The sequence below is a fragment of the Bacteroidota bacterium genome, assembly GCA_016195025.1.
Lineage (GTDB): Bacteria > Bacteroidota > Bacteroidia > Palsa-948 > Palsa-948 > Palsa-948.
The window spans coordinates 96,819-121,698 of the sequence record JACQAL010000076.1 but is presented as its reverse complement, the minus strand read 5'-3'; the positions used below and the strand labels follow the sequence as shown (position 1 = coordinate 121,698).

Sequence of the window (24,880 nt, the reverse complement as noted above, 5' to 3'; positions counted from 1 at the left end):
AATATTTATCAGGCAAATATAATTTTTTCAAGTTCATTTCGTTTAAAATTAAATCGTGAATGTGATGATAATTTTATGTAAGTTTGTTATACTATGAAAAATGACGATTTGATAAAAAGATTTGAAGAACTTCTCTCGAATAACACGCGAAGTTTTTTTGATGCCGATGAATTTGACATTCTCATTGATTATTATCTCACCTCCAATCAGTATCCAAAAGCGATGAAAGCGGTGGAACTCGCGCTTGAACAATATCCTTTCTCCATAGAATTTCTTATCCGCAAAGCGCAAATGCTCAGCGCGAATAAAGAAACCCGCAAAGCGCTTGAAGTGCTCACGCAGGCGGAAGTGATTGACCCGATTCATCCGGAAATTTTTATGACGCGCGGCTCTATTTATAGTTTGACAGGGCTGCCGGAGAAAGCGATTGAAAATTTCAAAAAGGCAATTGAACATTCGGAAGGTGCGAAAGATATTGAAGAGGATGCGAATTTATATCTCGCATTTGAATATGAAAACCTCGAACAATACGATGACGCGATGTACTGCCTGAAAAAAACCATTCACCTGAATCCGAAAAATGATGCTGCTCTCTATGAACTTGCATTCTGCTATGAAGTTTTGTCAAAAGATAACGAAGCGATTGACTATTTTAATTCCTTCCTCGACAAAAATCCGTACAGCCATTGCGCCTGGTTCAATCTCGGAGTGGTGCATAACCGTCTCGGACTTTTTGAAAAAGCAATTGAAGCGTATGATTATGTGATTGCCATCAAGGAAGATTTTGCTCCGGCATATTTCAATAAAGCAAACTCGCTGGCGAACATTAATAAATTGAAAGAAGCAGTTTCCTGCTATGAAGAAACTTTTAAGCATGAAAAACCCGAAGCAATTACATACTGTTATATAGGCGAGTGTTACGAGAAGTTGAAAAATCTTGAGCAGGCATTGCTGAATTACAACCGCGCTACTACCATTGATGCAAATCTTGCTGATGCATGGATTGGAATGGGAATCGTGCTTGACCAGCAGGATAAACTCACCGAAGGAATTCACTATTTGAAAAAAGCAGTTGAGATTGAAAAAGCAAATGCCGACTACTGGTATGTGATTGGCGATGCGTATCAGAAATTAGGTTTTACCGATGAGGCGAAAGAAGCGTACAAAAAAGTTATTGAGTTAGACCCTTCGCTCGAAAATATCTGGCTCGATTATTCTAATTTGCTTTTTGAAGAGGGAGAAAAAGAAGAAGCGGTAGAAGTTCTTGCGCAGGGAATCAAGCATCATCCCGATAACGCGGAAATTTTTTATCGCATGTCTGCCTGCCTGCTTTGGGTTGGAAAAAAACAGGAAGCGCTTACCTATTTGCAAAGCGCACTTCAACTTGATTATAAAAAGCACAAAGAGATTTTTAAATTTCTTCCCGAACTCCGTAAAAACCGCGCAGTGATTGACATGATAAAATCGTATAGAAAAAGATAACACCAAATGATTTTTCGTATACTGCTTTTTTCTTTCGGACTATTTATTCTTCAAACAGAATCATTTTCCCAAACGAAAACTAAATCCGCTTCCAAAAAAACTCCGGCAAAAAATAAACTGCCCGAAAAAAATCAATGGTTCATACAATCAAAAAATGCGTATGAGTTTAAATATTCCTTAGGAGAAAAGAAGCGCGACTCCTCGCTGCTTTATACAAAAAAATATAACGAAAAAGGAAATCTCATTGAAGACAGTTCACCCTACGGAAAAATCAGTTATGTATATGAAAAAGGGAAATTAAGTTTGGAAACTTCTTACCATGCAGATAATTCTTTTCATTCAAAAGATATTTATCTGTATGATTCGCCCGGCAACCTGCAGGAAAAAACCGAATACGATGCCAGCGAAAAAATAATTTTCAAAGCCGCCAGTAAGTTCAATGCAAAAAATCAGGAGATTGAAAAAATAATTTCTGATTCAACCGGGAAAATGCAAGCAAGGCAAACTTTTTCCTACGATGAAAAAGGAGATAAAACCGAAGAAGCCGAATACGATTCTTCTTCTGTTCAAACGGGGAAGAAAATAATAAACTATGATTCAAAAAATAATATCACGCTGATGCTGCTGATGAAAAAAGATTCCGTAACGGCAAAATATGTTTATGAATATAACGAAGGCGGGCTAAAAACAAAAACTATCTGCTACGAATCAGATGGCAGCATTAATTATAAAACCAATTACGAATACGATGCTAAAAAAAATCTGCTCAGCGAAATTACCTATCAAAGAGCAGGCACCACGCGCATAGTTTGGAACTATGATGCGAAGGGAAATAAAATTTCTGAAATCAAATACGATGGTGCCGGCAATGTGCTTTCAAAAACAATTTATAAATACAATGCAAAAAATTTGCCGAGTGAAGAAATTCAATATGATTTATACGATGAGCCCTCCAGCGCAATTAAATATTACTATGAATATTTTTCCGGCAAATAATTATTTATACTGCAGGCGCTGGTTATCTTTGAACGGAACAATGAATGCATCTTTATAGCCCTTCGTCCGTAAATCATTTTTCAGCTTTTTAATTTCTCCTACGCTGTTTACATCGCCAGCGGTATATTTATAAAGCCCGCCTTCCACATATTCTTTCACATTCGTCACGCCTTTGAACTGAGTTGCAATCTGCGAAGGAGTAAGCCGCTTGGAAGTGCTTGCAAGTTGAATGCGGTATGTTACGCCCGGGCCTGTGGGAAGCATGTAGTAATATAAATTATTTTTTCCCGGAACTTTAATGGCGCCCGGCAATGGCTTGGCAGATGAAACTGTGTCGGTTCCTGTCCATGTAATTCCTGCAGGGGCTACAGGATTTGAAGAAGCAGAATCCTTTGCGCTGCCGGTTGGCTCGCCAAATTTTTTAATGTTCAGTTTTCTTCTTTTTTCGACTATAAGAAATGTTACAAATAAACTTTCGGTTTTTTTATCAAGCGTGATTTCAATATTGTTTTGAAGCAAGGTAAAACGGTCGCCAAGAATTTTTTCATCCATTGTTACTGTATATTTTCCAAAGGGGACATACAATTCAAAAGTTCCATCTTTGGAAGTGAGCGTGGAATAATTCCTTACCCCTGAAGCGCTGATATGAATTCCTGAAAGGTCAACTGGAATTTCCGCATCGGGAGAAAGTTTTTCTCTGTCCACAAAAACATTCCCGTACACTTTCACTCCTTTCACAAAAGGCACTGGAATGGTATCGTTTTTAATAACCGAAATGCTGTCTTCAATATTCGGAAAATATCCTTTCAAATCAATGAGGGAGAAGGCAGAGAAATTATATCTGCCCGGAGCCATATTGAGCAATTTTGCTTTTCCGTTTTCATCCGTAAGAACTTCCCATTCGTCTGTGCGGACTACGACATTATCGAGCAGCAATTCATTTTTATCTCGTTTATTATTTCCATTCAGGTCAATGAATGCGATATAGGTGTGGGAGAAAAATCTTTTCTTGCTACCCCAGGGAAACGGAATGTTAAATTCTTTGCGAACGCCCACCTGAAGCATGGTAGTGTAAGAATGAGTTCTTGTAGGTGCGGGCACTTCTTCGGTTTGACCGGGAATGGCAATTGTTCCCCTGTTTGCCAGGCTGGAAGAATAATACACCCCCCCTGTTACACGCACTCTCCATCCGGTTTTGCTGAAGTAAAGCACTTCAGGCGTCCAACCTATACTATGCCTTTTAAACTGGTTGTAATAGGCATAACTTAAATAATCGTTCAGCACCCAGTGCGGATTGCGGAATTGATATTGATAATTTACACTGGCTCCCAAGAATTGGTAATACACTCCGTTATCAGAATAATATTTGTCAAGCACTGACACGGTCCCGTAATTGTAACGAATGGTTCCCGAAAAAGTGTGATACCGGAAGAGGGAGAAATACTGGAAGAAAAAATAATCGCGCGTATTGGGAGCGTTTATAAGGCGGCTGTATCCGCCCTGCATGCCCATAGAGAAGAACGTATTGTTCTCATATTTTGCCTGGCTGTAATTGAGGGTGAGCCCGCGTGAGTGCATATTAATGGTATCGTTGTTGCGGATGAAATTATAAAATACACCACCGCCTAAAAAATTTTCTCCCACTTTGGTGTTTGCAGTAAGTGTGTTGTTGATGCTTCGGAGTTTTTGCTGATTGGAAGTGATGAGAACCGGCTCGTAAATGTTGCGATTGTAATTGTTGTTCAGGTGGAGGTTCCATTGCTTGTTGAGCATATAATGACTGCTATGAGCGGCTGTGATTTTATCGCCTTTGTCGAAGGGGGTGAAGTAGGGAGAAATATAATTTCCGGAAAGCGATGATTGCAGTTTCCCTTTTAAAAACATTCCCGAATAACTTCCGTAGGCAAGGAAGCCCCATTTTACAAAAGGGTTTGCAGGGGCGCTGGAGGCATTTCTTACAGCGTATCCTCCAAAGGTAACGGAATGCCCTTCCCTGAAACTGTAATTGCTGTTGGCGCCAAGGTAATCGGACGTATAGTTTACGTTTCCTGAATTGCTTAAGTGAGAATAGGAAGTCATGAGCCGGAAGCGCAATGCATTGAAAGCATATACTGCGCCCACCGATTCGCGGTCGGGTTTGGAAAAGAAATAGGGTGCGCGTGTGTAAAATGCACCTACGGAGTGATGCTGATTAATCTGGTACATGGCGTTGGCGCCTCTGCCCCCTGCTGCAATGGCTCCGCCAATGCCACCCACGCTTCCCAATTGTATTTGCCATTTCTTGTCATAGTAGCCGAAGTATTGGGTGCTGTTTCGCAGGAAACTGAAATCGGCATAATAGAGCGAGAGGAAAAACTGGGAGAAATAATTTATGCTTGCACCATTATCAAGGGTGGTGTAGCCGGAGAACATAAGATTCATTACGGGCTGGCCGGTAACGAGGTTGCCCACATTGGCTTCGGCAATGAGGGGGAGGGAGAAAGTACTATTGGGGTTTACCTTCATTTCATTTGGCAGGCGCACGAAGTCAACCTTTTTCATCTTCTGAACGCCTTGTGTGCCGAGTATGCGGCTTTGGCTGGTGTTAACAAATAAAGTATAGCGTTTTGCCTCGTTCAGAAAGCCGATGGTATAACCCATTTCATCTACGGTGCGGAAATTGCGCTTGCCTTGCAGTATGCTTGCGCGGTAATGAAAAGAAGTGTCATGCTGTTCTTTGAGGTTAAATTCGCGGTAGGTGTTTTTGAGGATGCGCCCTGTGCTGTCGTAGAGTAAAACATCTTTGCGGTAATTGCTGATGTGCATGAACAGCGCCTGCTCTTCGTTTCCGATGTTGAGCACGTTGATATCAAACTTTGCCCCGGTGGAATCATTCATGAGGTACACTTTATCGAAGGGGGAGATGGTAATATCCCAGTTAACCGATTTGGGGCGGGCGGCATAAAAATAGGCAGTTGCCATGGGCACCTGATCTTTGTTTATTACAAAAGCGTTGATGAGGTATTTGGTGTTGCCTCTTATTTTTCCCAAGGGGATAATGCGCACGGGAATAAAAATGCTGTCATTGGGGGCGAGAGTGTAATATTTTGAAACATCGGTGAGTAGTTTCCATCCGCCCGGGTAGTTGATGGCGGTGCGCACGCTTTGTTCTTTGCCGCTGTTGTTTTGCAGGCGCAGTATTTTGGAAACAATTTCTCCTTCTATTAATGTGAACTCTGTGGTATCGAAAAAAGCAGTGAATAGAGGTTTTGGAGTGGTGTCTTTGGCAGCAGCAGCGGCAGTGTCGGGTTTAATTTTTGGAAGTGTGTCTTTTTTTACAGCAGCGGTGTCTTGTGAAAATGAATAATGGCTAATGAATAATGAATAACAAATAAGGATACTTATTTTTGTAATTTTTCTTTTCATTAGTCATTAGTCATTAGTCATTCTATGGTCCGTTGCGCAGGCAATATTTTACGGTGAGTTGATATACGCCCGCCACAAAGGTGAGCGTGGGCTTGATTTGGTAATCAATAATAAAAGTATATTCTCCGGGGTTGGTGAGATAACCTCCCGCTTCATCTACATTAATGGTGCACATACCTGCCGGCTGGTCGGCATGGGGACCTGTGTCGGGGGCGGTGCCGGAGGTGCAGCTGTTATCAATGATGCACCTGAAGTTGGCGGTGCTGGCAAGGGTTACAAAGCCGGTGCTGGTTTCGGAAGTGCCGCAGGCGTTGCGCACGCGCACTTGAAGCAGAGGAAGTGTGGGTATGGTTGAAATGGGTCCCACGCCTCCGTACACGGCAAGTTTCGCCCATTCGGTTGCAGCGGCAGCGGGCAGCACCACGTTGGTTGAATTATCTTCCATTATATGCAATATCCAACGGCAAATGCTGGGTGTGGCGGGGCAAGGTCCTGGTATTCCTGAGCCATCGGCAATGGTGAGGCGCAGAGTGCTGGCGCCATATTTTGTGATACCTGCCAGGTATTCTCCAAAGTTATCGAAGGTGAGGTTAATGTTATCGGAAGGGTTATTGGGCGCCAGGGTGAAGGTGCTTCCGCTGCCTATGGCTGCGCAGCAGTTGTTTGCGGGGGCGGCATCGCAAACGGTGGGGGCTTGCGCGCAGCAGGTAAGAAAACCCGATAACATAGGAGTAGATAACAAATAGAAAACAAAAAACAGGACATTAAATCTAAGAATAGATTTATTCCTTAGTAATAACCTATATTTTTCCATGGTAAAAACGAGCGAAGAGCAATAGAAGAAAACCTATAAAAAGAATGGGGGAAACTTTTCGTGCTTCCCCCATCTCACTGATTTATGATGACTTTTTACTTCTCAACTGCCCTCCATCTTTAGTTAATACTATTGATAGCAGAGACGGGTTTCTCTCTCTCCTTTTTTTATTACTGGTCTTCTGCCAGAATATATTTTACATACATGGTATACACACCGGGCTGAGCAAAGTTGTTTCCACCGGTTTTTCCTAAGCCGGTAGCACCTTGTGCGGCAGCAACGGCAACATTGCCTGGAGAACCGAAATTGATGGTTGCGCCCGTACCACCAAATGCTCTGTCAGTAGCAGCATTATTGTGGAAAGGAAAAGTTGCCGGAAGCCCTGGCACCAAACGGTAATCCATAATATAATAGTAATTACTTGTACCCAAAGCGGCTTGCGTTAAATAACTTCCGCCCGCAATTCCGCAGGGAGCAGCAAATGTTCCCACACCTGTTCCTCCTGCAATGTATTTATCAGAGGTAACACCCGCTACCGAAGTAGGCGAAGTGTAAGGAGTGGTTGGGTTTGCGGCAAACACATCGTTGTTTGAAGCAGCCACGCCAGCGGCAGTTGCCGCCTGAAACGCCTTGCTGTAATCGCTGTTTTGAGCGCCCGTTGTAGCGCAGGTAGCAGCCACAGCCGGGTTGGCGGGAAACTGGCGCAGTTCAAGCGCAGAAACCGGAATGAAGTTATTAGCGCCATTAAGAACGTTACCACCGGCAGCGCCACCGTAGTTCACGGGGTTATCCCACATAAAGTTGGTACCGAGTTGCGCTTGTGAGAGCCCTGCAGCCCACAAGTCGAACGATACGCTTGCGCTCACTTTCAACGTAGTTGCGCCATACTTTGTAATGCCTCCGTAATACTGATAAATCTGGTCGAAGGTGAAATCAATCTGGTCAGGACCTTGCATGTTTAATTGCAGAATGGGTTGTAAATCCATTGTGATGGTTACATTTTTTTCATCCTGCAATTGTGCGTTTGCATTTATTCCGAAGAACAATGCGCACGCTGCGTGTAGGAAAATTGTTTTTTTCATAGATGTTTTTGTTTATTTGTTTTTACTTAGTTGAAATGGAAAGCGAAGATAAAAGAATATTTAATTCACACGGCATAAATTTTTAGGTGGGCGGGCTTCGCAGCATAACGTATATAATAAGGAAGAAATATCTCTTTAATACGGCAATGCGGAAAAAAGGTTACAAAAAAAATAACAGCCCTCAGGGCACTGAAAATTCAAGCGTTGCGGCTTCTAATTCTTCCTTGCTGCCAAAATCAAGCACCGCAATGGCAGAGTATTTTCCTTTGGCAATTTTACCGGGAACGGTAAACTCAAAGCCGCGTTCCTTTTTTGGAAAAACAGTGAACGAGCGTAAAGGAATGCGCTCATTTTTTCCGGTGCTTGTGTTAGTGAGTTCAACGTATGCTTTGCAGAAGCCGGTTCCATCGCCACTGTTTTTTACATGCAGCGATACATATTTGCTTGCCGTATCGTAAGTAAAATTAAAATTGGTGATTTCCACTTTGTTTATTTTCACGTTGGGCGGGTTCTGATAAATGTAAATGCCGAAGCCATAAGTGGGAATAACTCCGAGCACAACCTTCTTATCATCGTTGGCGGGCGGAGCGATATAATCGCGGTCAATCACTTTATCAATCATCAGCAGCGCGCAAAGCGAGCGGTAGGCGGCATCGTTATCGGGCAGCGAAACGGTAACGGCAACTTTTTTTTTTCGCCCGGCTGCAATTCAATGTAATTGGGCGCAACGTTTATCCACTTTGTCAATCCGTATTCCCCGTTCTGCCCTATAGGAATTTGCTCAATGGCGCCTGCATCGCTCATGGTGAAATCAGAAAAAGTGAGTTTGAATTTATTTTTCTTGTACGTATCGTTGGTAATGGTAACATACTGCACGGTGGTGTTTCCCGGCTTCACGCGGTAAAACAACATGGCAGGAGCCACCGCCACTCCCATATCGGTAATGCCTTTATGCGTGGTGTCCAAACCCGGAACAACATAACCGGCATGACCGGTATCTGTAGGTTCAGTTAACGCAGCGGGCTTTTTTGTTGAATCGGTTTGGGAAAAACCACCGTAAACCGAAAACAGTAAACCGCAGGCAGAAATTATTTTTTTCATATCAAAGAAGAATTAGTTTAAAGCGCAAAGATAAAAAGTTACCGCAAACAAAATTTTATTTACTTTGAAATATATTTGTTCTCATGCGTTGTTTATTTTTGCCAAATGGAAATTTGCATTATTGATAAAACAAACGGGCGGACGCACATAAAGGAAAACCTGCGCCTGCTGTGGGCATCGGTTCTTGTTAACGAACATACCAGTGTTTCCAGTTGCCATGCAGAATTTATAAGTTTCACTTTAGCATTAAAGGATTGGGATGAAGGAAGCAAATTCGCTCTCTATGCGGACTGGGTAAAGGATAATCCTAAGTGGACAAAAGAGCAGTTAGATGCTTTTCATGAAAATTATTCTCTGTTGGTCAAGACACGGAAACTTAAAGGAAAATCAAAAGATACTATCCTTTTGACTTTTGTCCCGATGACTATCGGGATATTTCTCTTTTGCTCTTTTGCTCAATCCGCAATCGCCACTCCGCAATCCGCAATTTCCAAAACCGATTCCCTCCTCTCCCTCGTAAAGAAAGACAAAGAGGATACGAATAATTTTACCCGATGAAAATCCATTTATATTATGTTTACATTCTAACCAATAAGAATCATACTGTTCTTTATACCGGTGTAATTAATGATTTAGTAAGAAGAACATTCGAACACAAAAAGAAATTGATTAAGGGATTTACAGAAAAATATAATGTAGATAAATTGCTTTACTTTGAGAAATTTGATTTCATTGATTTGGCAATTGCCAGAGAGAAACAAATCAAAGGATATTCGGGAGCGAAAAAGATTGCGCTCATCAATAAGCAGAATCCTGAATGGAAGGACTTGTATGAAAATGGAAAGATAGAGATTCCTGTTTCTGAAAAAAGAGGTTCCTCGTTTGGAAATAATAAATGAGATTCCTCGTCCCGCGAAGTGAGGAACTCGGAATGACAACGGGGGTGGAATCAATAAAGAGATTCCTCGTTTCACTCGGAATGACAACGGGCATTCGGGTAATGGAGGCGGTCGGGCTTAAGCCCGACCGCCCAATCCTATAAAACAGCGCTGTCATTCCGAACGAAGTGAGGAATCTCCTTATGTTTGCAATAACAACAAAATGAAAACATATTTCCTTTCTCTCTGCTTTCTACTCTCTGCTCTCTACTCCTCCGCTCAGCACTCCAAAACCGATTCTCTTTTACTCATATTCAAAACTGCAAAACAAGACACCGATAAGGTGAATACCTTAAACACCCTTTGTTTCCAATTGCAAAACACGGGCGACTATGCAAATGCAATGGAGTACGGGTTGAAAGCATATCAGTTGGCTGAAAAAAATAATTTTCAGAAAGGAACGGGCACAGCGCTGAATTACATCGGGCTTATTTATAACCAGCAGGGAAATTATCCCAAGGCATTAGATTATTTTTTAAGGTCATTAAAAATTCGCGAACAAGCGGGCAATAAAAAAGATATCGCTTCTACAATAAATAATCTTGGCACAGTTTATTATGCTGAAAAGAATTATTTCAAAGCGCTTGATTATTACCTGCAGGCATTAAAGATACGCGAGGAAATAGGAAACAAAAAAGGCATTGCTTCTTCTTCCAGAAATATAGGAATCATTTATTACTACTATAAAAAGGATTACGATAGAGCGCAGGAGTATTTTTCAAAAGCATTAGGCATGTATGAAGCGCTTGATGACAAACAGGGTGTTGCCTATTCGCTTAACGATATTGGAATTATTTATAAAGAAAAAGAGGAATACCAGAAATCATTGGAAAATTATTTCAGGGCGATAAAATTATTTGACGAAATAAATGACAAGCGCGGAATTATTTATTCAATGAATAATATCGGGGCAGTATTTAGCAGGCAAAAAAAATATTCAAAGGCAATAGAAGAATATAATAAAAGCGTATCTCTTTCGAATGAAATAGGGTATATTGAGGGAAGCAAGGATGCGTATCAATCACTGAGCGAGATACACAAGCAAAATGGCGATTACAAAAAAGCACTTCAATATTACGAGCAGTTCATCCTGTTTCGTGACAGCATATTCAATGAGCAGAACATAAAAAATATTGCGAGGAGCTCAATGGAATTTGAGTTTGAGAAAAAGGAAGCCGTAACAAAAGCGGAGAATGAAAAGCAAGCGGCAGTGGCAGCGGCAGAAAGCAGAAAACAAAAAATCGTTATCTGGTCTGCGATTTGCGGTTTATTGCTGGTTATTGTGTTTGCTGTTTTTATGTTTAACCGATGGAGGATAACGAAGAAGCAGAAAAAAATTATTGAAGAAAAACAAAAAGAAATTTTAGCCAGCATTCGCTACGCAGCCCGCATTCAAAAGTGCATGATGCCGAATGAGAAGTGGATTGAGAAAACAATAAGACGACTCAAAGGGCAAAAATAATCTTAGAAAAACAGCGTAAGCGAAATGATACGAACCATACGAAATATGAAAGTCAGAAGTTTGATGTTAGATGTTAGATGTTCAACTTCAAACTTCAAACCTCTAACCTCTAACTTCAAACGGTTGCTCTGCCTTTCCCTTATACCTTTATACCTTATTCCTTATTCCTCCTTTGCGCAGCAAAGCGCAAAAAAAATAGAACTCCTCCATGCCAACTCGCTTGAGTTTGACGAATCGCTCGGCAAAGAGGTGAAGCGCCTTCTCGGAAATGTTTCTTTCAAACACGAAGATGCCCTTCTCTTCTGCGACAGCGCCTATCTCTATCCCAATAATTCCATGGATGCTTTCAGCCACGTGCGCATTCAGCAGGGCGATTCGGTAAACATTTATGGCGACATGCTGAAGTACAACGGCAATGCCCGCATGGCGGAACTCCACAAAAATGTGCGCTACGTGCAGGGAAACACCACGCTCACCACCGAACTTCTTTATTACGACATGAAAGCCGGGCAGGCGAATTATCCCAATGGCGGAACCATTGTGAGCAAACAAAACACACTCACCAGCGAACTCGGTTACTTCAATCCGAAGAAAAGTTTTTACTCCTTCAAGAAAAATGTGGTACTCATCAATCCCGAATATAAAATCAACTGCGACACGCTCAATTACAATGGCGCAAACAACACCGCGTATTTCCTCGGTCCCACGCACATCAAAGGCACCGACACCTACGTGTATTGCGAAAGCGGCTGGTACAACACCGATAACGATTTAGCCCTATTCCGCAAAAATGCCTACATCGTTTCGCAAGGGCAGAAAATGCAGGGCGACAGCATTTTCCTTGACAAGCAAAAAAACCTTGGGCGCGCTATGGGAAATGTTTCCATCATTGACACGGCAGAACATATTGTCGTTTCGGGCGATTGGGCGCTTCACCAGGGAAAACTGGAAACATCTACCGTTACCGGCAGCGCGGTGCTGAAAGAATATTTTGACAACGACACGCTCTTCCTGCATGGCGATACGCTTCGCTCGGTGGACACGCATCCGCTTAACACCAAAAATGAAAAAGACACTTCCATTACCTGGCGGAAATTATTTGCCTGGCATAAAGTGAAATTCTACAAGAGCGATATGCAGGGCAATTGCGATTCGCTGGTTTATTCTTCGAAGGATTCGCTCATGCGCATGTTCCGCCATCCCGTTCTCTGGAGCGAAAAAAACCAACTCACTGCCGAGAAGATTGAAATCAAAATTGTGGAAGGAGAAATTAAAAACATGTATCTCGATAAACTTGCGTTCATCATTTCAAAAGAGGATTCTCTGAAGTACAATCAAATCAAAGGAAAGAAAATGACGGGCTATTTCAAAGACAACAAACTTTCGAAGATTCACGTGGAAGGAAACGGAGAAACAATTTATTTCGCCAAAGACAAAGAAAAATTAATTGGCGTGAACAAAGCGATGTGCAGCAACCTCATGATTTATGTGAAGGACGAGGAAGTGAAAAAAATTACCTTCCTCAAAAAACCCGATGCCACGCTTTTCCCTATGAAAGAATTTACTCCCGAAGATTTCAAACTGAAGGACTTTGTGTGGCGGGAAAAAGAACGCCCGCTTTCGTTTGCCGATATTTTCAGATAAAGAATCTATGAATGATTTGTACCCGGGACAGGATTTGAACCTGCACACCTTTCGGCTTACGCACCTCAAACGTACGTGTCTACCAATTCCACCACCCGGGCATTAAAGAACAATAACAAAAATAAAGGGAGGCAAAAATAAGGATTTCTATATATGTACGCTTCAGATAAAATCAATCTGAGAAACAGTTGTTTTCTGTTTACAGGAATTGTCGCGCTCTTTTTTTCTTTCAGAAATATTTACGGAGAAGACATCGGCTTTCATCTTCACGCAGGAAGATGGATGATGGAAAATTTTTCTCTTCCTCCCAATGATATTTTCACTTACACCACCGAAGGAATAAAATACATTGACCTCAACTGGATATATCAACTTCTCCTCTATGGAATTTATTCCCTTGCCGGAAGCGCGGGATTAATTCTTATCAATTCACTTTTTATTTCAGGAGCATTATTTTTTCTATATAAAAGAATTTCCTGCCGGCTGCCGGCTGCTTCTGCCGACTCGTATTTTTCTTCGTGTATTTTCCTCCTCGCTGTCTTTGCTGTTTCTCCCCTGTTTGAAATCCGCCCGCATTCAGTTTCGTGGCTGCTGCTTTGTGTTACATTATATATCCTCCAAAAGCACTATGAAGGAAATGAAAAAATAATCCGCTGGCTTCCGCTGGTCATGCTTTTATGGGTGAACATGCATTCGCTTTTCATTCTCGGATTAGTTGCGCTGGGTTGTTACGCTGTTTCTGTTTATTGGAAAGAAAAAAAACTTTCTAAAACATTTCTCATTTACGGAAGCGCATCGCTGCTTGTTTGCTTTCTGAATCCCTATGGGCTGAACGGATTTATTTTCCCGTTCGAACAGGCGGTGGCGCTTAAAAGCGGAAATGTTTTTAAAGAAAGCATCCGCGAACTTCAAAGCCCGTTCAGCGCGCATTTATATGAAGGAGGATTTTTTCACGCGCTCTTTCACCAATGGATTTTCTTTGACCTGTTCACCGTAATTGCTTTTCTCTCTCTGATTGTGGGATATAAAAAAAGAAAACTGCACGAGTGGCTGCTCTTTCTTGTCTTTTTCTATTTTGCTTTTTCCGCTGTGAAAAATACCGGCTACTTTATTTTTGCTGTTACTCCCATTGTTATTTTAGGATTTATCAGAGAAAAAAAAGTAACTACTAAACTGAAGCAGGCAAAACTTTCTTTTGCAGGCAACTATTTCAAACAATTTTCAGTTGCGTTCATCTTGCTTTGCCTTCTCCTGATTTTTTTTATTCGAAGCAATGCATTGTACATTCATTACCGCGCTTCGTACCGGTTTGGTTTTGGCTGGAGCAATCACAATCTTCCCGTAAAAGCAACGGAATGGCTGCTGAAAAATAATGTCCGCGGAAAAATTCTGAACCAGATGGATTATGGTGGCTATCTTGAATTCTTCACCAACCAAAAAGTTTCCATTGACGGGCGGGTGGATTTCATGGGAGAAAAAAATTTTAACGAACAGGTGAATGCAGAGGGCGATGCGCAAAAACAAAATCTTCTCGATAAATATAATCCCGACATAATTATTTTTTCTTATTTCGTCACGCCCGAATGGATTGTTTTTCTTCAGAAGCAATTCAACTGGCGGCTCGCCTATGTGGATGGAAATGCAGCCGTGTATCTGAAAAATGATTTTGCAAACATCGTTCCGCCTCTCAGCGAGCAATCGCTTTTATCTTCTGTCAAAAATTTTTCCAATGAAGAAATTGATTCTCTCATGCATGAAAAGAAAAATGCTTCTGTTGCATCGTTGCTTTTCCACCGGCAATATTTTCCGGACGAAGAGCATAATCTCATTGCGTTTTGTTTTTATTACGGATGGATGAATGCTGCCAAACAATTTTCCGCCAATGCATTTCTTCATGCCGCTTCCGCTTATCCCGAAATGTATCAGAATCTCGGCTCCGTTTATTTCCAGTTGAAAGATAAAAACCGTTCGTTGTTCTGCTATGAAAAATATTTATCGGAAAGAAAAAACGAGCAGGTGCAGCAGCGCGTGGAGTTTCTGAAAAGTTTGAATTAACACACTGCTTTTTAATTTACATTTGTGCTCTTTTTCATCGGGGTGTAGCGAAGCCCGGTATCGCGCCACGTTCGGGACGTGGAGATCGGAGGTTCAAATCCTCTCACCCCGACTCTTCATGCGGGAATAGTTCAGGGGTAGAATGTCAGTTTCCCAAACTGAAGGTCGCGGGTTCAAATCCCGTTTCCCGCTCTACTAAATAAAAATTACTCTTCCGAAGCAGTTGGCGCCTTGTAAGCAAGGTCGAAGTAAAAATTAAATCCGAAGAAAATATTTTTCAAATCACCTTTGTAATCATCCGTATCGTATGATTGCCATTGGTCAAGGCAAACATTTTCGGGATAGAAAACATGGTCAACCATGTTGAAGCCGACAATAAAACCCACTCCCACCCATTCATCGAGCATCATGGTGTAAGAGCCGCCAATGTTTATGCTTTTGGCGGAAGATTGCGGCTGATAAGGCGGATGTCCGTTATCCTTGCAAAGAATGCGCGAGTATTTAATCCAACTATAACCGGGCATAATGAAAGCCGACCACATTCCGTTTCCGGTTTCAGTAAGTTTATCTAAATGAAAAACTAATCCACCGGTATGATTTGTCTGAATCACATGCGGGTCGTCAAACAAACGGGGAAAAACCTGGTACTGCGTTAAACTATAAAACGGACCCACGCTGAAATGTTTTGTTCCGAAATTCAGAGAGATGCCTGAATTGAATACGCCTGAAAAAGTTTTGGTGAATGCTTTGTTCCACGTTGCGCGCGGCAGTTGAAATTCCCCGCGGATGGTTTTTTTAAATTTTGATTTCTGCGCATAGAGAAAATTATTCAGAAGGCAGAAAGAAAGAAGAAGAAGTGTTATTGTAAATTTTTTTTTCATATATCAGGATTTAAATTTTTCCATTGCTTCCATGCTCACTCCGGTAGTTGAATAGCCACCGTCATTATAAATATTCTGCATAGTAATCATTCGTGTTAAATCAGAAAACAGCGCGATGCAAACATCTGCACAGGATTCCGCACTGGCATTTCCCAGCGGAGAAATTGCTTCCGCATAGTTGTAAAAATCTTCAAAGCCCTTGATGCCCGAACCGGCAGTGGTTTTGGTTGGCGACTGCGAAACAGTGTTCACGCGAACTTTCTTTTTCTTTCCATAGTGATAGCCGAAACTCCGCGCAATGCTTTCGAGCATGGCTTTTGCTTCTGCCATATCATTGTAAAAAGGATAGGTGCGCTGCGCTGCAATGTAAGAAAGAGCAACAATGCTTGCGTTCTCATTCAATGCATCCAGTTTCATGGCTACGCTCAGCATTTTATGAAGTGACATCGCAGAAATATCTATGGACTTATGATAAAATTCATAGTTGAGTTCCGTATACGGAATATTTTTTCTCACATTGGGCGACATTCCTATTGAATGAAGAACAAAATCAATTTTCCCTCCGAGAACTTCCTGTGATTTTTGAAACAGCGTTGTTAAATCTTCCACAGAAGTTGCATCAGCAGGAATAATTTCGGATTTGGTTTCGTCTGCTAATTTTTTTATTTCCCCCATGCGCATGGCAACCGGTGCATTGGTAAGAGTGAATGTTGCGCCTTGCTGGTATGCTCTGCCGGCAACCTTCCACGCAATAGAATTTGCATCAAGCGCGCCTGTGATGATTCCCCGTTTTCCTTTCAGTAAATTATCCGGCATAAAATAATTTTGGCAAAGATAGAGAATTTAAGAAAGACATTTTTGTACCAAGTCGGCTGCTTCCTGCAACTCAATGGCAGGAAAAACTTTCAATCCCGATTCATCAATAATTTTTTTTGCTTCCATCGCATTCGTTCCCTGCAGGCGAACAATAATCGGCACTTTTATGTTGCCAAGATTTTTATACGCATCCACAATTCCGTGCGCCACACGGTCGCAGCGCACAATGCCTCCGAAAATATTTACAAGGATTGCTTTCACGTGCGCATCTTTGAGAATAATTCTGAATGCATGTTCCACGCGCTCGGCATTTGCAGTGCCGCCCACATCTAAAAAGTTTGCGGGTTCGCCTCCTGAAAGTTTAATGATGTCCATCGTTGCCATTGCAAGTCCCGCACCGTTCACCATGCAGCCCACATTACCATCCAACTTCACATAATTCAAATCGTGCTCGCCCGCTTCCACTTCGGTGGGGTCTTCTTCCATTTTATCACGCATGGCGGCATAATCAGGATGGCGGAAAAGCGCGTTCTCATCCAGCACAACTTTTGAATCAACGGCAACTATTTTATTATCGGAAGTTTTCAGCAGCGGATTTATTTCGAAGAGAGAAGCGTCAATGGTTTCGTATGCTTTGTAAAGCGAAGCCGTAAACTTTGTCATGTTCTTAAATGCTTCCCCACTTAAACCAAGATTGAAAGCAATTTTTCTGCACTGAAAATCTTTGAGCCCGACCTTCGGGTCAATTTCTTCTTTGAAAATTTTCTCCGGAGTTTTTGCCGCCACTTCCTCAATTTCCATTCCACCTTCCTGTGAATAAATAATCATGTTTCTTCCGTGCGCGCGGTTGAGCAGAACGCTGATGTAATATTCTTTCGTTTGAGATTCTCCGGGATAATAAACATCCTGCGCAATTAAAATTTTATGAACAATTTTTCCCTGCGGTCCGGTTTGGCGCGAAATTAATTTCATTCCAAGAATGGCAGTGGCTTTTTCTTTCACTTCATCCAGTGTTTTTGCAACTTTCACTCCCCCCGCTTTTCCTCTTCCGCCCGCATGCACTTGCGCTTTCACAATCCAAATAGGAGTTTTGGTTTCCTGCTGTAATTGTTTTGCTGCGCTCACCGCCTGTTCAACGGTTTCCGCAACAATTCCTTCCTGCACATTTACTCCGAAAGATTTTAAAATTTGTTTTCCCTGGTATTCATGTAAGTTCATAGTGGAAATTATGAATTATAGATTATAAATTAAAAACAGAGAAGCGAATATAACAACTATTCGTATTCGTATATTCGTGCCCGATTCGTTATTCGTTGAAAATGATTTCAGCAAAAGACATACATAAATCCTATGGCAACCTTCACGTGCTGAAAGGAGTTTCACTCGAAATAAAAAAAGGGGAAATAGTTTCCATTGTAGGCGCATCGGGCGCTGGGAAAACAACACTGCTGCAAATTTTAGGAACGCTTGATAAAGCCGATGGAGGAACTGTTTACATCAGCGAAACAAATATTAAAATGCTCAGCGAGCGAAAACTTTCCGGGTTCAGGAATAAACAAATAGGATTTGTATTTCAGTTTCATCACTTGCTTCCCGAATTTACAGCGCTGGAAAATATTTGCCTGCCCGCTTTCATAGCAGGAAAATCAAAATCAGAAGCGGAAACAAAAGCAAAAGAACTTCTTTCCTTTTTAGGATTGAGTGAAAGAGAAAATCATAAACCATCTGAACTTTCAGGAGGAGAACAGCAAAGAGTTGCAGTGGCGCGTGCATTAATAAATTCTCCTTCGGTAATTCTTGCCGATGAGCCATCGGGAAATTTGGATTCCATTCACGCAAGAGAACTTCATAATTTATTTTTCACGCTGCGCGAAAAATTTCAGCAGACATTTATCATTGTTACGCACAACGAAGAACTCGCCAACATGGCAGACAGAAAATTAATTATGAAGGACGGTTTGATTTCCTGAAATTAAAACGTAAACTTCTGCTCCTTCTTCACCTGCCCATCCAATCGTAACCGCGCATAATATTCTCCTGCGGGAAGATTGCTCGTCTTGAATTCATAATTGAAAATGTAAAATCCTTTATCGCGCGGAACATCGGTGAAAAACATTTCCACCGCGTGACCTTGCGAATCGTAAATTCCAAACGTTGCCAGTCCGTTCGTGAACATGTCATATTCAAAAGTGCCGCTGATTTTTGCGGGATGACTGTAGAATGCAATTCCATTATCGCTCTGCTTGTATTCTGTTTTATATTTCGGAAGAGATTTCCCTGTAAGTTTTGCAATCAACTGCTGAATTTTTTTGCTGAGCGGGTCATCGCCTCCGATGCTTTCCATCGGATTTCCATCGGAAAGAACCCACACCGCATTTTGCGCAACCGAACTTTTCTGCAAATTATTTTTATCAATGAACCTTGCCATCGTAACTAAATTGCTGTCTGCCATTTTTCCAACTCTGAAAACACTTCCGCTGTCAGGCGAATGATTATGCGCCTGGCAGCACATTCCGAAAATGTCATACGTTTTTGTTTCGTGCGCGAGCAATTGAACGGTGGCAGATTTTGTAATCAGAATATCCTGCTGCAAGGAATCTTTCGAATCCAATCTTCTCCCCGCTTCCACCGAATAAGCGACAGGAAAATTCTACATGTTCAGAATTTTCATACGGATTACTTCTCCGCAATGCCCGCCTTTTCCGTAAATGTGAACCTTCACTAATTTCTTTTTGACTGCTTCCTCGACAGAAATGAAATTAGTTTCCGCAAAGATGAGAGTTGAAATGAACATCATGGGGAGGATGAATGATGTTCTCATGACAATAAGTTTAAGAAGTTACGCAGACAACGAAGGAAGGAAAAAAATATTGTGTGGAAGTTATTTTTTTCTTTTCAGCATCTGGTAATCCAGGTAATAAAGAATTTTAATGGAGAAACTATTTGATTGAGGAGAGCCAATAGTTCTATTTAGATTTTCATAGTAATTTTTTACAAGATCTGATTTCTCTGTGAGGATGGCGTTTTTCCAAACAATACTTATTTCGCTGCCGGGATGAAACTGCCAGGTGAAAGCCAAATCAATATTGAAGGCGTTAAAGTTTATATCATTGCTCGTATTATAAGATGTAGGAGAATCTTTTCCTATATCATTCAGCGCAAAATAAGAACTGTACTTCACCTGCGACCAGTAATGCCTCACGCGCAAGGAAAGCGACATGCGAGGTGTGAAAAGATAATTTCCCTCTATAGTGTTTGTCTTTGTAAACACGTTTCTCACTCCAAAAATAATTGTGTCATTAACATTATCTACAAATCCTACATCATCTGCATCATTTCCCTGCCAATAAGAATAAGTCATATTAAACTTATCATTGAAACGATAACGCGGGGACAAAGAAAACTCAACGCTGTTTCTATTCCGCTCATTAAAAATGACTTTACCAACAGAGCCACTCAGATGAAATGCTTTTCTTGAGTCAGTAGAAAAATATGTTCCATATCCGTAATTGCTCGAGTACACATAATATCTTCCGATAGTGCGCGGCTGGTAGAAATCATAATTATTTTTAATGGGCTGAGCATGACCAAAAAATCCCCACGTAAAATAATTTTTAAAATCAATATCGGTGTTCCAATCAATGTTAAGTAATGAATAAGCGCGGGGATTATTGTAGTGCATGAAATAATCAATTCCCAAATCATTTGTCATCTTAACTATTTTCCAAAATGGCTTGTAAATATTGTAACTCTGATTCAAAAAATGTGCAAACTCATTCGTGCGTGCGATATAACCAAAATCATTCGGATTAAAATTTTGTGTGGTCGCGCGTTCAACAAGCGATACAGTATAATTACCGCTTATCTTACCTACATTAATTAGGTATCTATATCCTAAATCCGTTTTTGCTGAATCTGGAAAATGTAATTGGCTTAAGTTGCCAAACGCACGTATAGCATAAGTGTTGCTTTTATCAACCAGCCAAATCTCCGTACCAGTAACATTTGCTTGCTCAAATTTTCCTTGCCGGGAAACATTGGTATTAATCAAACTCACATGAGAATTATTTTTTAATTCCTGGTCCAGAACAAGAACATTATAATTAGCGAGCGGTTGGGTTTGAATATTTCTTGTTATTCTAGTCAGAGTATCGCGCAGGGTTGCATAAGCAGGAGCGGTAACTGCATTAAAAAAGCCAATGCCGAGTTTGTCTTTTGTTCTTCCTGAAATTTTTGTTGCGTTATACAGTTGTGCATTTTGCGGATTCTTATCAACGATTTCATTTGTCCTTGTTGAATCGTACACGGAATTGTATCGTAAAGGAATTCCTCCCACTCTTCGAGAATAAAAAATATTCGCACGGTTGAAAAGTTCCGTTCCTTCGGTAAAGAAAGAACGCCTTTCATCATAGCGGACTTCAAATGGAGAAAGATTTAAAATCTTGTCATCACTTCTCACCTGCCCGAAATCAGGAATCAGCATCATATCCATTGTAAAACTTTCATTGATGCCGTATTTTACATCTGCTCCTCCGTTGAAGGCATAAGAATTTTGACCGGCAAAATTATAGGCATACGTAGAAATATAAGGTGAAACAGAAAGCCGTAGCGGAGATTTAATATTTGAAATGCCATGAAGAATTCCTGCCTGCACAACCATTCCATTCACCTTCGGATCAATCGGATTCCAGTTACTGAACTCGCGGCATCTTCTAATCTGGCGGGAAAAATTTATTCCCCATTCCTGAATTTCTTTTTTTGGAAAACGAAGTGCAGAATAAGGGATTCTGTATTCAGCAACCCATCCGTAATTTGTAATCTTCACTTTACTTTCCCACACTGCATTCCATGAGTCGTCAAAATTATCTCCCGATAATCTTGTATCAGCCTGCACACCTGCAGCGGTCACAGAAAATAAAAAAGCATTTTGTTTATCGTGATAGGTATCGAACAAAACTCCGAATGCATCGGCATTGGGTCCGAAAAAAGCATTGTCTCTTGTTGACAGTTCGTGTAAAATACTATCAGGAGAAGAATCATACATTATAGCAAGAACATAAATTGCATTATTATCATACGCAAGTTTAACATCCGTTTTTTTTCTGGAAGGAAGAAGCGGGTTGGGCTGCGATTGAATAAAATCTGTTGCCACAGGAATATTCATCCAGCAGGAATCGTTTAAGTCCGCATCAATTTTTGGCGGATGAGAAATGCGAACAGCAGTATATTCTTTCTTTGAAGTTTGTGTGGAATCAGAATTTTTAGAATTGGAAAATACACTACTTGCAAAAGCAGAAAACAGAAGAAAGAAAATTATTCCTCTCATAGGTGGCGCAAATATAAGAGAGAAATTCTGGATAGATTCTGAAGAATGAATCAGGAATGAACTGCTTGCTTTGAAGAAAAATATTTTTTCAGGAATGAATTTATATTTGCTTCCACCCTGCCAAGTACATTCGAAGCATCCGCACGCTGAAATTTTTCTCCTGTAATATTTTCGTAGAGTTCAATGTAACGGTCAGAAATTTGTTTTACAATTGCATCGGTCATTTCAGGAACTGTTTGACCTTCTTTGCCCATAAAATTATTTGCGATGAGCCACTCGCGTACAAACTCTTTTGAAAGTTGCTTCTGCGGTTCACCTTTTTTCTGGCGCTCGGCATAACCTTCTTTGTAAAAATATCTGGAAGAATCAGGCGTGTGAATTTCGTCAATCAAATAAATTTTCCCATCCTTCTTTCCGAATTCATATTTTGTATCTACGAGAATCAATCCCATTTTATCTGCCAACTCAGTTCCGCGTTTGAAAACTGCACGCGTATATTTTTCCAATTGCTCGTAATCTTCTTTCGAAACAATTTCCTGCTTCAGAATTTCTTCGCGTGAAATATCTTCATCATGCCCAATGCTTGCTTTTGTACTCGGAGTAATTATCGGTTCCGGAAATTTATCATTCTCTTTAATTCCTTCGGGAAGTTTCACTCCGCATAATTCTCTTTTTCCACTTTTGTAAGTTCTCCATGCGTGACCGCTCGCGTATCCGCGAATCACCATCTCCACTTTAAACGGCTCGCACATTTTTCCAACGGTAACCATCGGGTCGGGAACATCAATCACCCAGTTGGGAACAATATCAGAAGTCGCTTTCAAAAACTTCGAAGCGATTTGATTCAGCACTTGCCCTTTATAAGGAATTCCTCTCGGAAGAACTACATCAAACGCAGAAATTCTATCCGACACAATCATTACAAGAATTTCATCGTTGATGTTATATACATCGCGCACTTTTCCCTTGTAAAAACTTTTTTGCCCGGGAAATTTGAAATTGGTTGCTGTAATTGCTTCCATAAAAAATTATACGTTTGGTTGAATCGGGCCTTTTGTTTTTGCATACGCGTCAATCACACTCTTCACTAAACGATGGCGCACCACATCGCTTCCATCAAGATGAATGAAATCTATTCCGTTAATTCCTCCGAGAATCTGAAAAGCATTTGCCAAACCCGATGGCTGGTTTCGCGGCAAATCAATTTGCGTTACATCACCGGTGATAACAAATTTCGCAGTGGAACCCATGCGGGTTAAAAACATTTTCAATTGTCCTTCGGTTGCGTTTTGCGCTTCGTCCAAAATCACATACGCATGGTCGAGCGTGCGCCCGCGCATGAAAGCAAGCGGAGCAATTTCCACCGTGCGGTTCTCAATATAGTTCATCATTTTTTCGGGAGGAATCATATCGTAGAGCGCATCATATAGCGGCTGAAGATACGGATCGAGTTTTTCTTTCAAATCACCCGGAAGAAATCCTAAACTTTCTCCCGCTTCCACGGCAGGACGGCATAAAACAATTTTTCTGACTTCTTTATTTTTCAACGCGCGCACTGCCATCGCAACTGCCGTATACGTTTTTCCTGTTCCCGCGGGACCAATTGCAAAAATGATATCGTTTCTCTTCGCACTCTCCACCATCTTTCTTTGATTTGCTGTTCGTGCTTTTACAATTATTCCATTGTTGCCGAAAACAATTACATCGCCCGAATCTGCCGGAACATTTACCTGCGATTCGTTTCCGCTCATAATCTGGTCAATTACATCTTCCGACAATTTTCCGCCTGTGGAATAATAATTCTGCAGCGCCTGGATTCTTTTTTCAAACAAGTCCAGTTCTTCCTGTTCGCCTAAAACTTTCAGCGTGTCGCCACGCGCAACAATTTTAAGTTTCGGAAAACGTTTTTTGATTAAGAAGAGATTGCGGTCGTTGATTCCATAAAACTCAACAGGATTTTCGGAATCAATTCGGATAAGAAGTTCGTTCAAGAAAGTTGGTTTCGTTTATTGTTTTTACTTTTGCAAAGCGAAAATAAAAAAAGTGTTTACTTTTTCAGATATAAGTTATTGACATTTTAACAATGCCTATCATCACCCTCACCACCGATTTAGGACTCACCGATTATTATGTGGGCGCGCTGAAGGGTGCAATTCTTTCGCAAATGCCCGAAGTGGCGATTGTGGATATTACGCATAATGTTCCCGCGTTTGATATTCGTCATGGCGCGTATGTTTTGAAACAGGCGTATCCGAATTTTCCTGCGGGAACTGTACATATAATAGGTATAAATGCCGAAGCAAGCGCAAATCAAAATCATTTGGCAATTTTATGTGACGGACATTATTTCATCGGAACGGATAACGGAATTTTTTCTTTGCTGTTTGAAAAAGTGCCGGATAAAATTTATGACCTGAGCAACATTCGCCAGGAAACTGATATAATGATTTTTCCGCTGAAAGATATTTTTGTGAAAGCCGCCTGCCATCTTGCACGCGGAGGAACGCCTGAAGTTTTGGGAATTGCGCAGGAAAATTTCAAAAAGGTAAATACTATTCGTCCCGTGTTTACAGATAATGTTTTGCACGGAACGGTGATGTATGTGGATTCGTACGGCAATGCGGTGGCGAACATCACCAAACAATTTTTCAACGATACCATCCGCGGAAAAAAATTTACGCTCGAATTCCAGGGAGAAGAGATTGCAGAAATTTCACAGCGCTACAATGAAGTTTCCTCAGGAGGAATTCTTGCGCTGTTCAATTCAGCGGGCTATCTTGAAATCGCGCAATCACGCGGAGGAATTTCCGGATTGTATAATCTTACTGTGGGAAGCCCGATTACAATCAGGATTACCGAATAAATTCCTTAGATTCGT

22 protein-coding genes and 3 tRNA genes are annotated in these 24,880 nt (G+C 41.2%); 11 read left to right on the top strand and 14 right to left on the bottom strand.

Translation table 11 applies throughout. From position 1 onward, the window contains the following. Positions 1-93 precede the first annotated feature (93 nt). Positions 94-1,482 (top strand): tetratricopeptide repeat protein, encoded by a 1,389-nt coding sequence (locus HY063_14780; GenBank protein ID MBI3503049.1) that lies wholly within the window; start codon positions 94-96, stop codon positions 1,480-1,482. Between the two features lie 6 nt (positions 1,483-1,488). Continuing rightward, positions 1,489-2,478, top strand: a complete 990-nt coding sequence (locus HY063_14775) for a hypothetical protein (protein ID MBI3503048.1) — start codon at positions 1,489-1,491, stop codon at positions 2,476-2,478. Here HY063_14775 and HY063_14770 read toward each other — a convergent pair whose 3' ends face one another. The 5 genes from HY063_14770 to HY063_14750 all read right to left on the bottom strand — a co-directional run bounded on the left by HY063_14770 (position 2,479) and on the right by HY063_14750 (position 8,880). Next, the gene (locus HY063_14770) at positions 2,479-5,883 is read right to left on the bottom strand and encodes a hypothetical protein (GenBank protein MBI3503047.1); all 3,405 of its coding nucleotides are present in this window, start codon (positions 5,881-5,883) and stop codon (positions 2,479-2,481) included. It lies immediately after the preceding gene. Positions 5,884-5,905: 22 nt separating this feature from the next. Then, complete coding sequence (locus HY063_14765; GenBank protein ID MBI3503046.1) at positions 5,906-6,610, bottom strand: hypothetical protein; 705 nt, start codon at positions 6,608-6,610, stop codon at positions 5,906-5,908. 257 nt (positions 6,611-6,867) lie between these two features. Further along, entirely contained in the window at positions 6,868-7,779 is a 912-nt protein-coding gene (locus HY063_14760) for a hypothetical protein (protein MBI3503045.1), read from the bottom strand. A gap of 181 nt (positions 7,780-7,960) precedes the next feature. After that, on the bottom strand, positions 7,961-8,401 hold the full coding sequence (locus tag HY063_14755) for a hypothetical protein (protein ID MBI3503044.1): 441 nt from the start codon (positions 8,399-8,401) through the stop codon (positions 7,961-7,963). After that, complete coding sequence (locus HY063_14750) at positions 8,401-8,880, bottom strand: hypothetical protein (protein ID MBI3503043.1); 480 nt, start codon at positions 8,878-8,880, stop codon at positions 8,401-8,403. Before HY063_14750 ends, HY063_14755 begins: the two co-directional genes overlap by 1 nt. A gap of 105 nt (positions 8,881-8,985) precedes the next feature. Between HY063_14750 and HY063_14745 the strand changes: the two genes are divergently transcribed. From HY063_14745 to HY063_14730, 4 genes are all read left to right on the top strand, one after another. Continuing rightward, complete coding sequence (locus HY063_14745; protein ID MBI3503042.1) at positions 8,986-9,438, top strand: hypothetical protein; 453 nt, start codon at positions 8,986-8,988, stop codon at positions 9,436-9,438. Continuing rightward, positions 9,435-9,779 carry a GIY-YIG nuclease family protein gene (locus HY063_14740; protein MBI3503041.1) on the top strand — a complete coding sequence of 115 codons (345 nt, stop codon included), beginning with the start codon at positions 9,435-9,437 and terminating at the stop codon, positions 9,777-9,779. Before HY063_14745 ends, HY063_14740 begins: the two co-directional genes overlap by 4 nt. Positions 9,780-9,981: 202 nt before the next feature. Then, a complete protein-coding gene (locus HY063_14735) occupies positions 9,982-11,280 on the top strand; it encodes a tetratricopeptide repeat protein (GenBank protein MBI3503040.1) in 1,299 nt (432 codons plus the stop codon). Between the two features lie 45 nt (positions 11,281-11,325). Continuing rightward, positions 11,326-12,924, top strand: coding sequence for an organic solvent tolerance protein OstA (locus tag HY063_14730; GenBank protein ID MBI3503039.1), 1,599 nt, complete (start codon positions 11,326-11,328; stop codon positions 12,922-12,924). 19 nt (positions 12,925-12,943) lie between these two features. On the opposite strand, the gene HY063_14725 is transcribed toward HY063_14730, so the two are convergent. Next, a tRNA-Leu gene (locus HY063_14725) sits at positions 12,944-13,025 on the bottom strand. 52 nt (positions 13,026-13,077) lie between these two features. Between HY063_14725 and HY063_14720 the strand changes: the two genes are divergently transcribed. From HY063_14720 to HY063_14710, 3 genes are all read left to right on the top strand, one after another. After that, positions 13,078-14,979 carry a hypothetical protein gene (locus tag HY063_14720; protein MBI3503038.1) on the top strand — a complete coding sequence of 634 codons (1,902 nt, stop codon included), beginning with the start codon at positions 13,078-13,080 and terminating at the stop codon, positions 14,977-14,979. Between the two features lie 38 nt (positions 14,980-15,017). Further along, positions 15,018-15,091: transfer RNA gene (locus HY063_14715), tRNA-Pro, on the top strand. 8 nt (positions 15,092-15,099) lie between these two features. Then, positions 15,100-15,171, top strand: a tRNA-Gly gene (locus tag HY063_14710). Between the two features lie 14 nt (positions 15,172-15,185). Here HY063_14710 and HY063_14705 read toward each other — a convergent pair. Genes HY063_14705 through sucC form a run of 3 tightly spaced genes read right to left on the bottom strand, consistent with a single transcriptional unit; the run spans position 15,186 to position 17,894 of the window. Beyond that, positions 15,186-15,860 carry a hypothetical protein gene (locus HY063_14705; protein ID MBI3503037.1) on the bottom strand — a complete coding sequence of 225 codons (675 nt, stop codon included), beginning with the start codon at positions 15,858-15,860 and terminating at the stop codon, positions 15,186-15,188. Positions 15,861-15,863: 3 nt separating this feature from the next. Beyond that, complete coding sequence (locus HY063_14700; GenBank protein ID MBI3503036.1) at positions 15,864-16,676, bottom strand: SDR family oxidoreductase; 813 nt, start codon at positions 16,674-16,676, stop codon at positions 15,864-15,866. A 27-nt stretch (positions 16,677-16,703) separates the two neighbouring features. Further along, complete coding sequence (gene sucC, locus HY063_14695) at positions 16,704-17,894, bottom strand: ADP-forming succinate--CoA ligase subunit beta (GenBank protein ID MBI3503035.1); 1,191 nt, start codon at positions 17,892-17,894, stop codon at positions 16,704-16,706. A gap of 101 nt (positions 17,895-17,995) precedes the next feature. Here sucC and HY063_14690 point away from each other — a divergent pair, with 101 nt between their 5' ends. Continuing rightward, positions 17,996-18,646, top strand: a complete 651-nt coding sequence (locus tag HY063_14690) for an ABC transporter ATP-binding protein (protein MBI3503034.1) — start codon at positions 17,996-17,998, stop codon at positions 18,644-18,646. A gap of 2 nt (positions 18,647-18,648) precedes the next feature. On the opposite strand, the gene HY063_14685 is transcribed toward HY063_14690, so the two are convergent. From HY063_14685 to HY063_14665, 5 genes are read right to left on the bottom strand one after another with little or no spacing between them, the layout of a single operon-like run. Further along, entirely contained in the window at positions 18,649-19,287 is a 639-nt protein-coding gene (locus tag HY063_14685) for a hypothetical protein (protein MBI3503033.1), read from the bottom strand. Positions 19,288-19,326: 39 nt separating this feature from the next. Continuing rightward, on the bottom strand, positions 19,327-19,497 hold the full coding sequence (locus HY063_14680) for a hypothetical protein (GenBank protein ID MBI3503032.1): 171 nt from the start codon (positions 19,495-19,497) through the stop codon (positions 19,327-19,329). A gap of 60 nt (positions 19,498-19,557) precedes the next feature. Beyond that, positions 19,558-22,002: a carbohydrate binding family 9 domain-containing protein gene (locus tag HY063_14675; protein ID MBI3503031.1), complete on the bottom strand. Its 2,445-nt coding sequence runs from the start codon at positions 22,000-22,002 to the stop codon at positions 19,558-19,560. A 50-nt stretch (positions 22,003-22,052) separates the two neighbouring features. Further along, a complete protein-coding gene (locus HY063_14670; GenBank protein ID MBI3503030.1) occupies positions 22,053-23,024 on the bottom strand; it encodes a phosphoribosylaminoimidazolesuccinocarboxamide synthase in 972 nt (323 codons plus the stop codon). Between the two features lie 6 nt (positions 23,025-23,030). Continuing rightward, positions 23,031-23,993, bottom strand: coding sequence for a PhoH family protein (locus HY063_14665; protein MBI3503029.1), 963 nt, complete (start codon positions 23,991-23,993; stop codon positions 23,031-23,033). 92 nt (positions 23,994-24,085) lie between these two features. Here HY063_14665 and HY063_14660 point away from each other — a divergent pair, with 92 nt between their 5' ends. Continuing rightward, the gene (locus HY063_14660) at positions 24,086-24,865 is read left to right on the top strand and encodes an SAM-dependent chlorinase/fluorinase (GenBank protein MBI3503028.1); all 780 of its coding nucleotides are present in this window, start codon (positions 24,086-24,088) and stop codon (positions 24,863-24,865) included. Positions 24,866-24,880 lie beyond the last annotated feature (15 nt).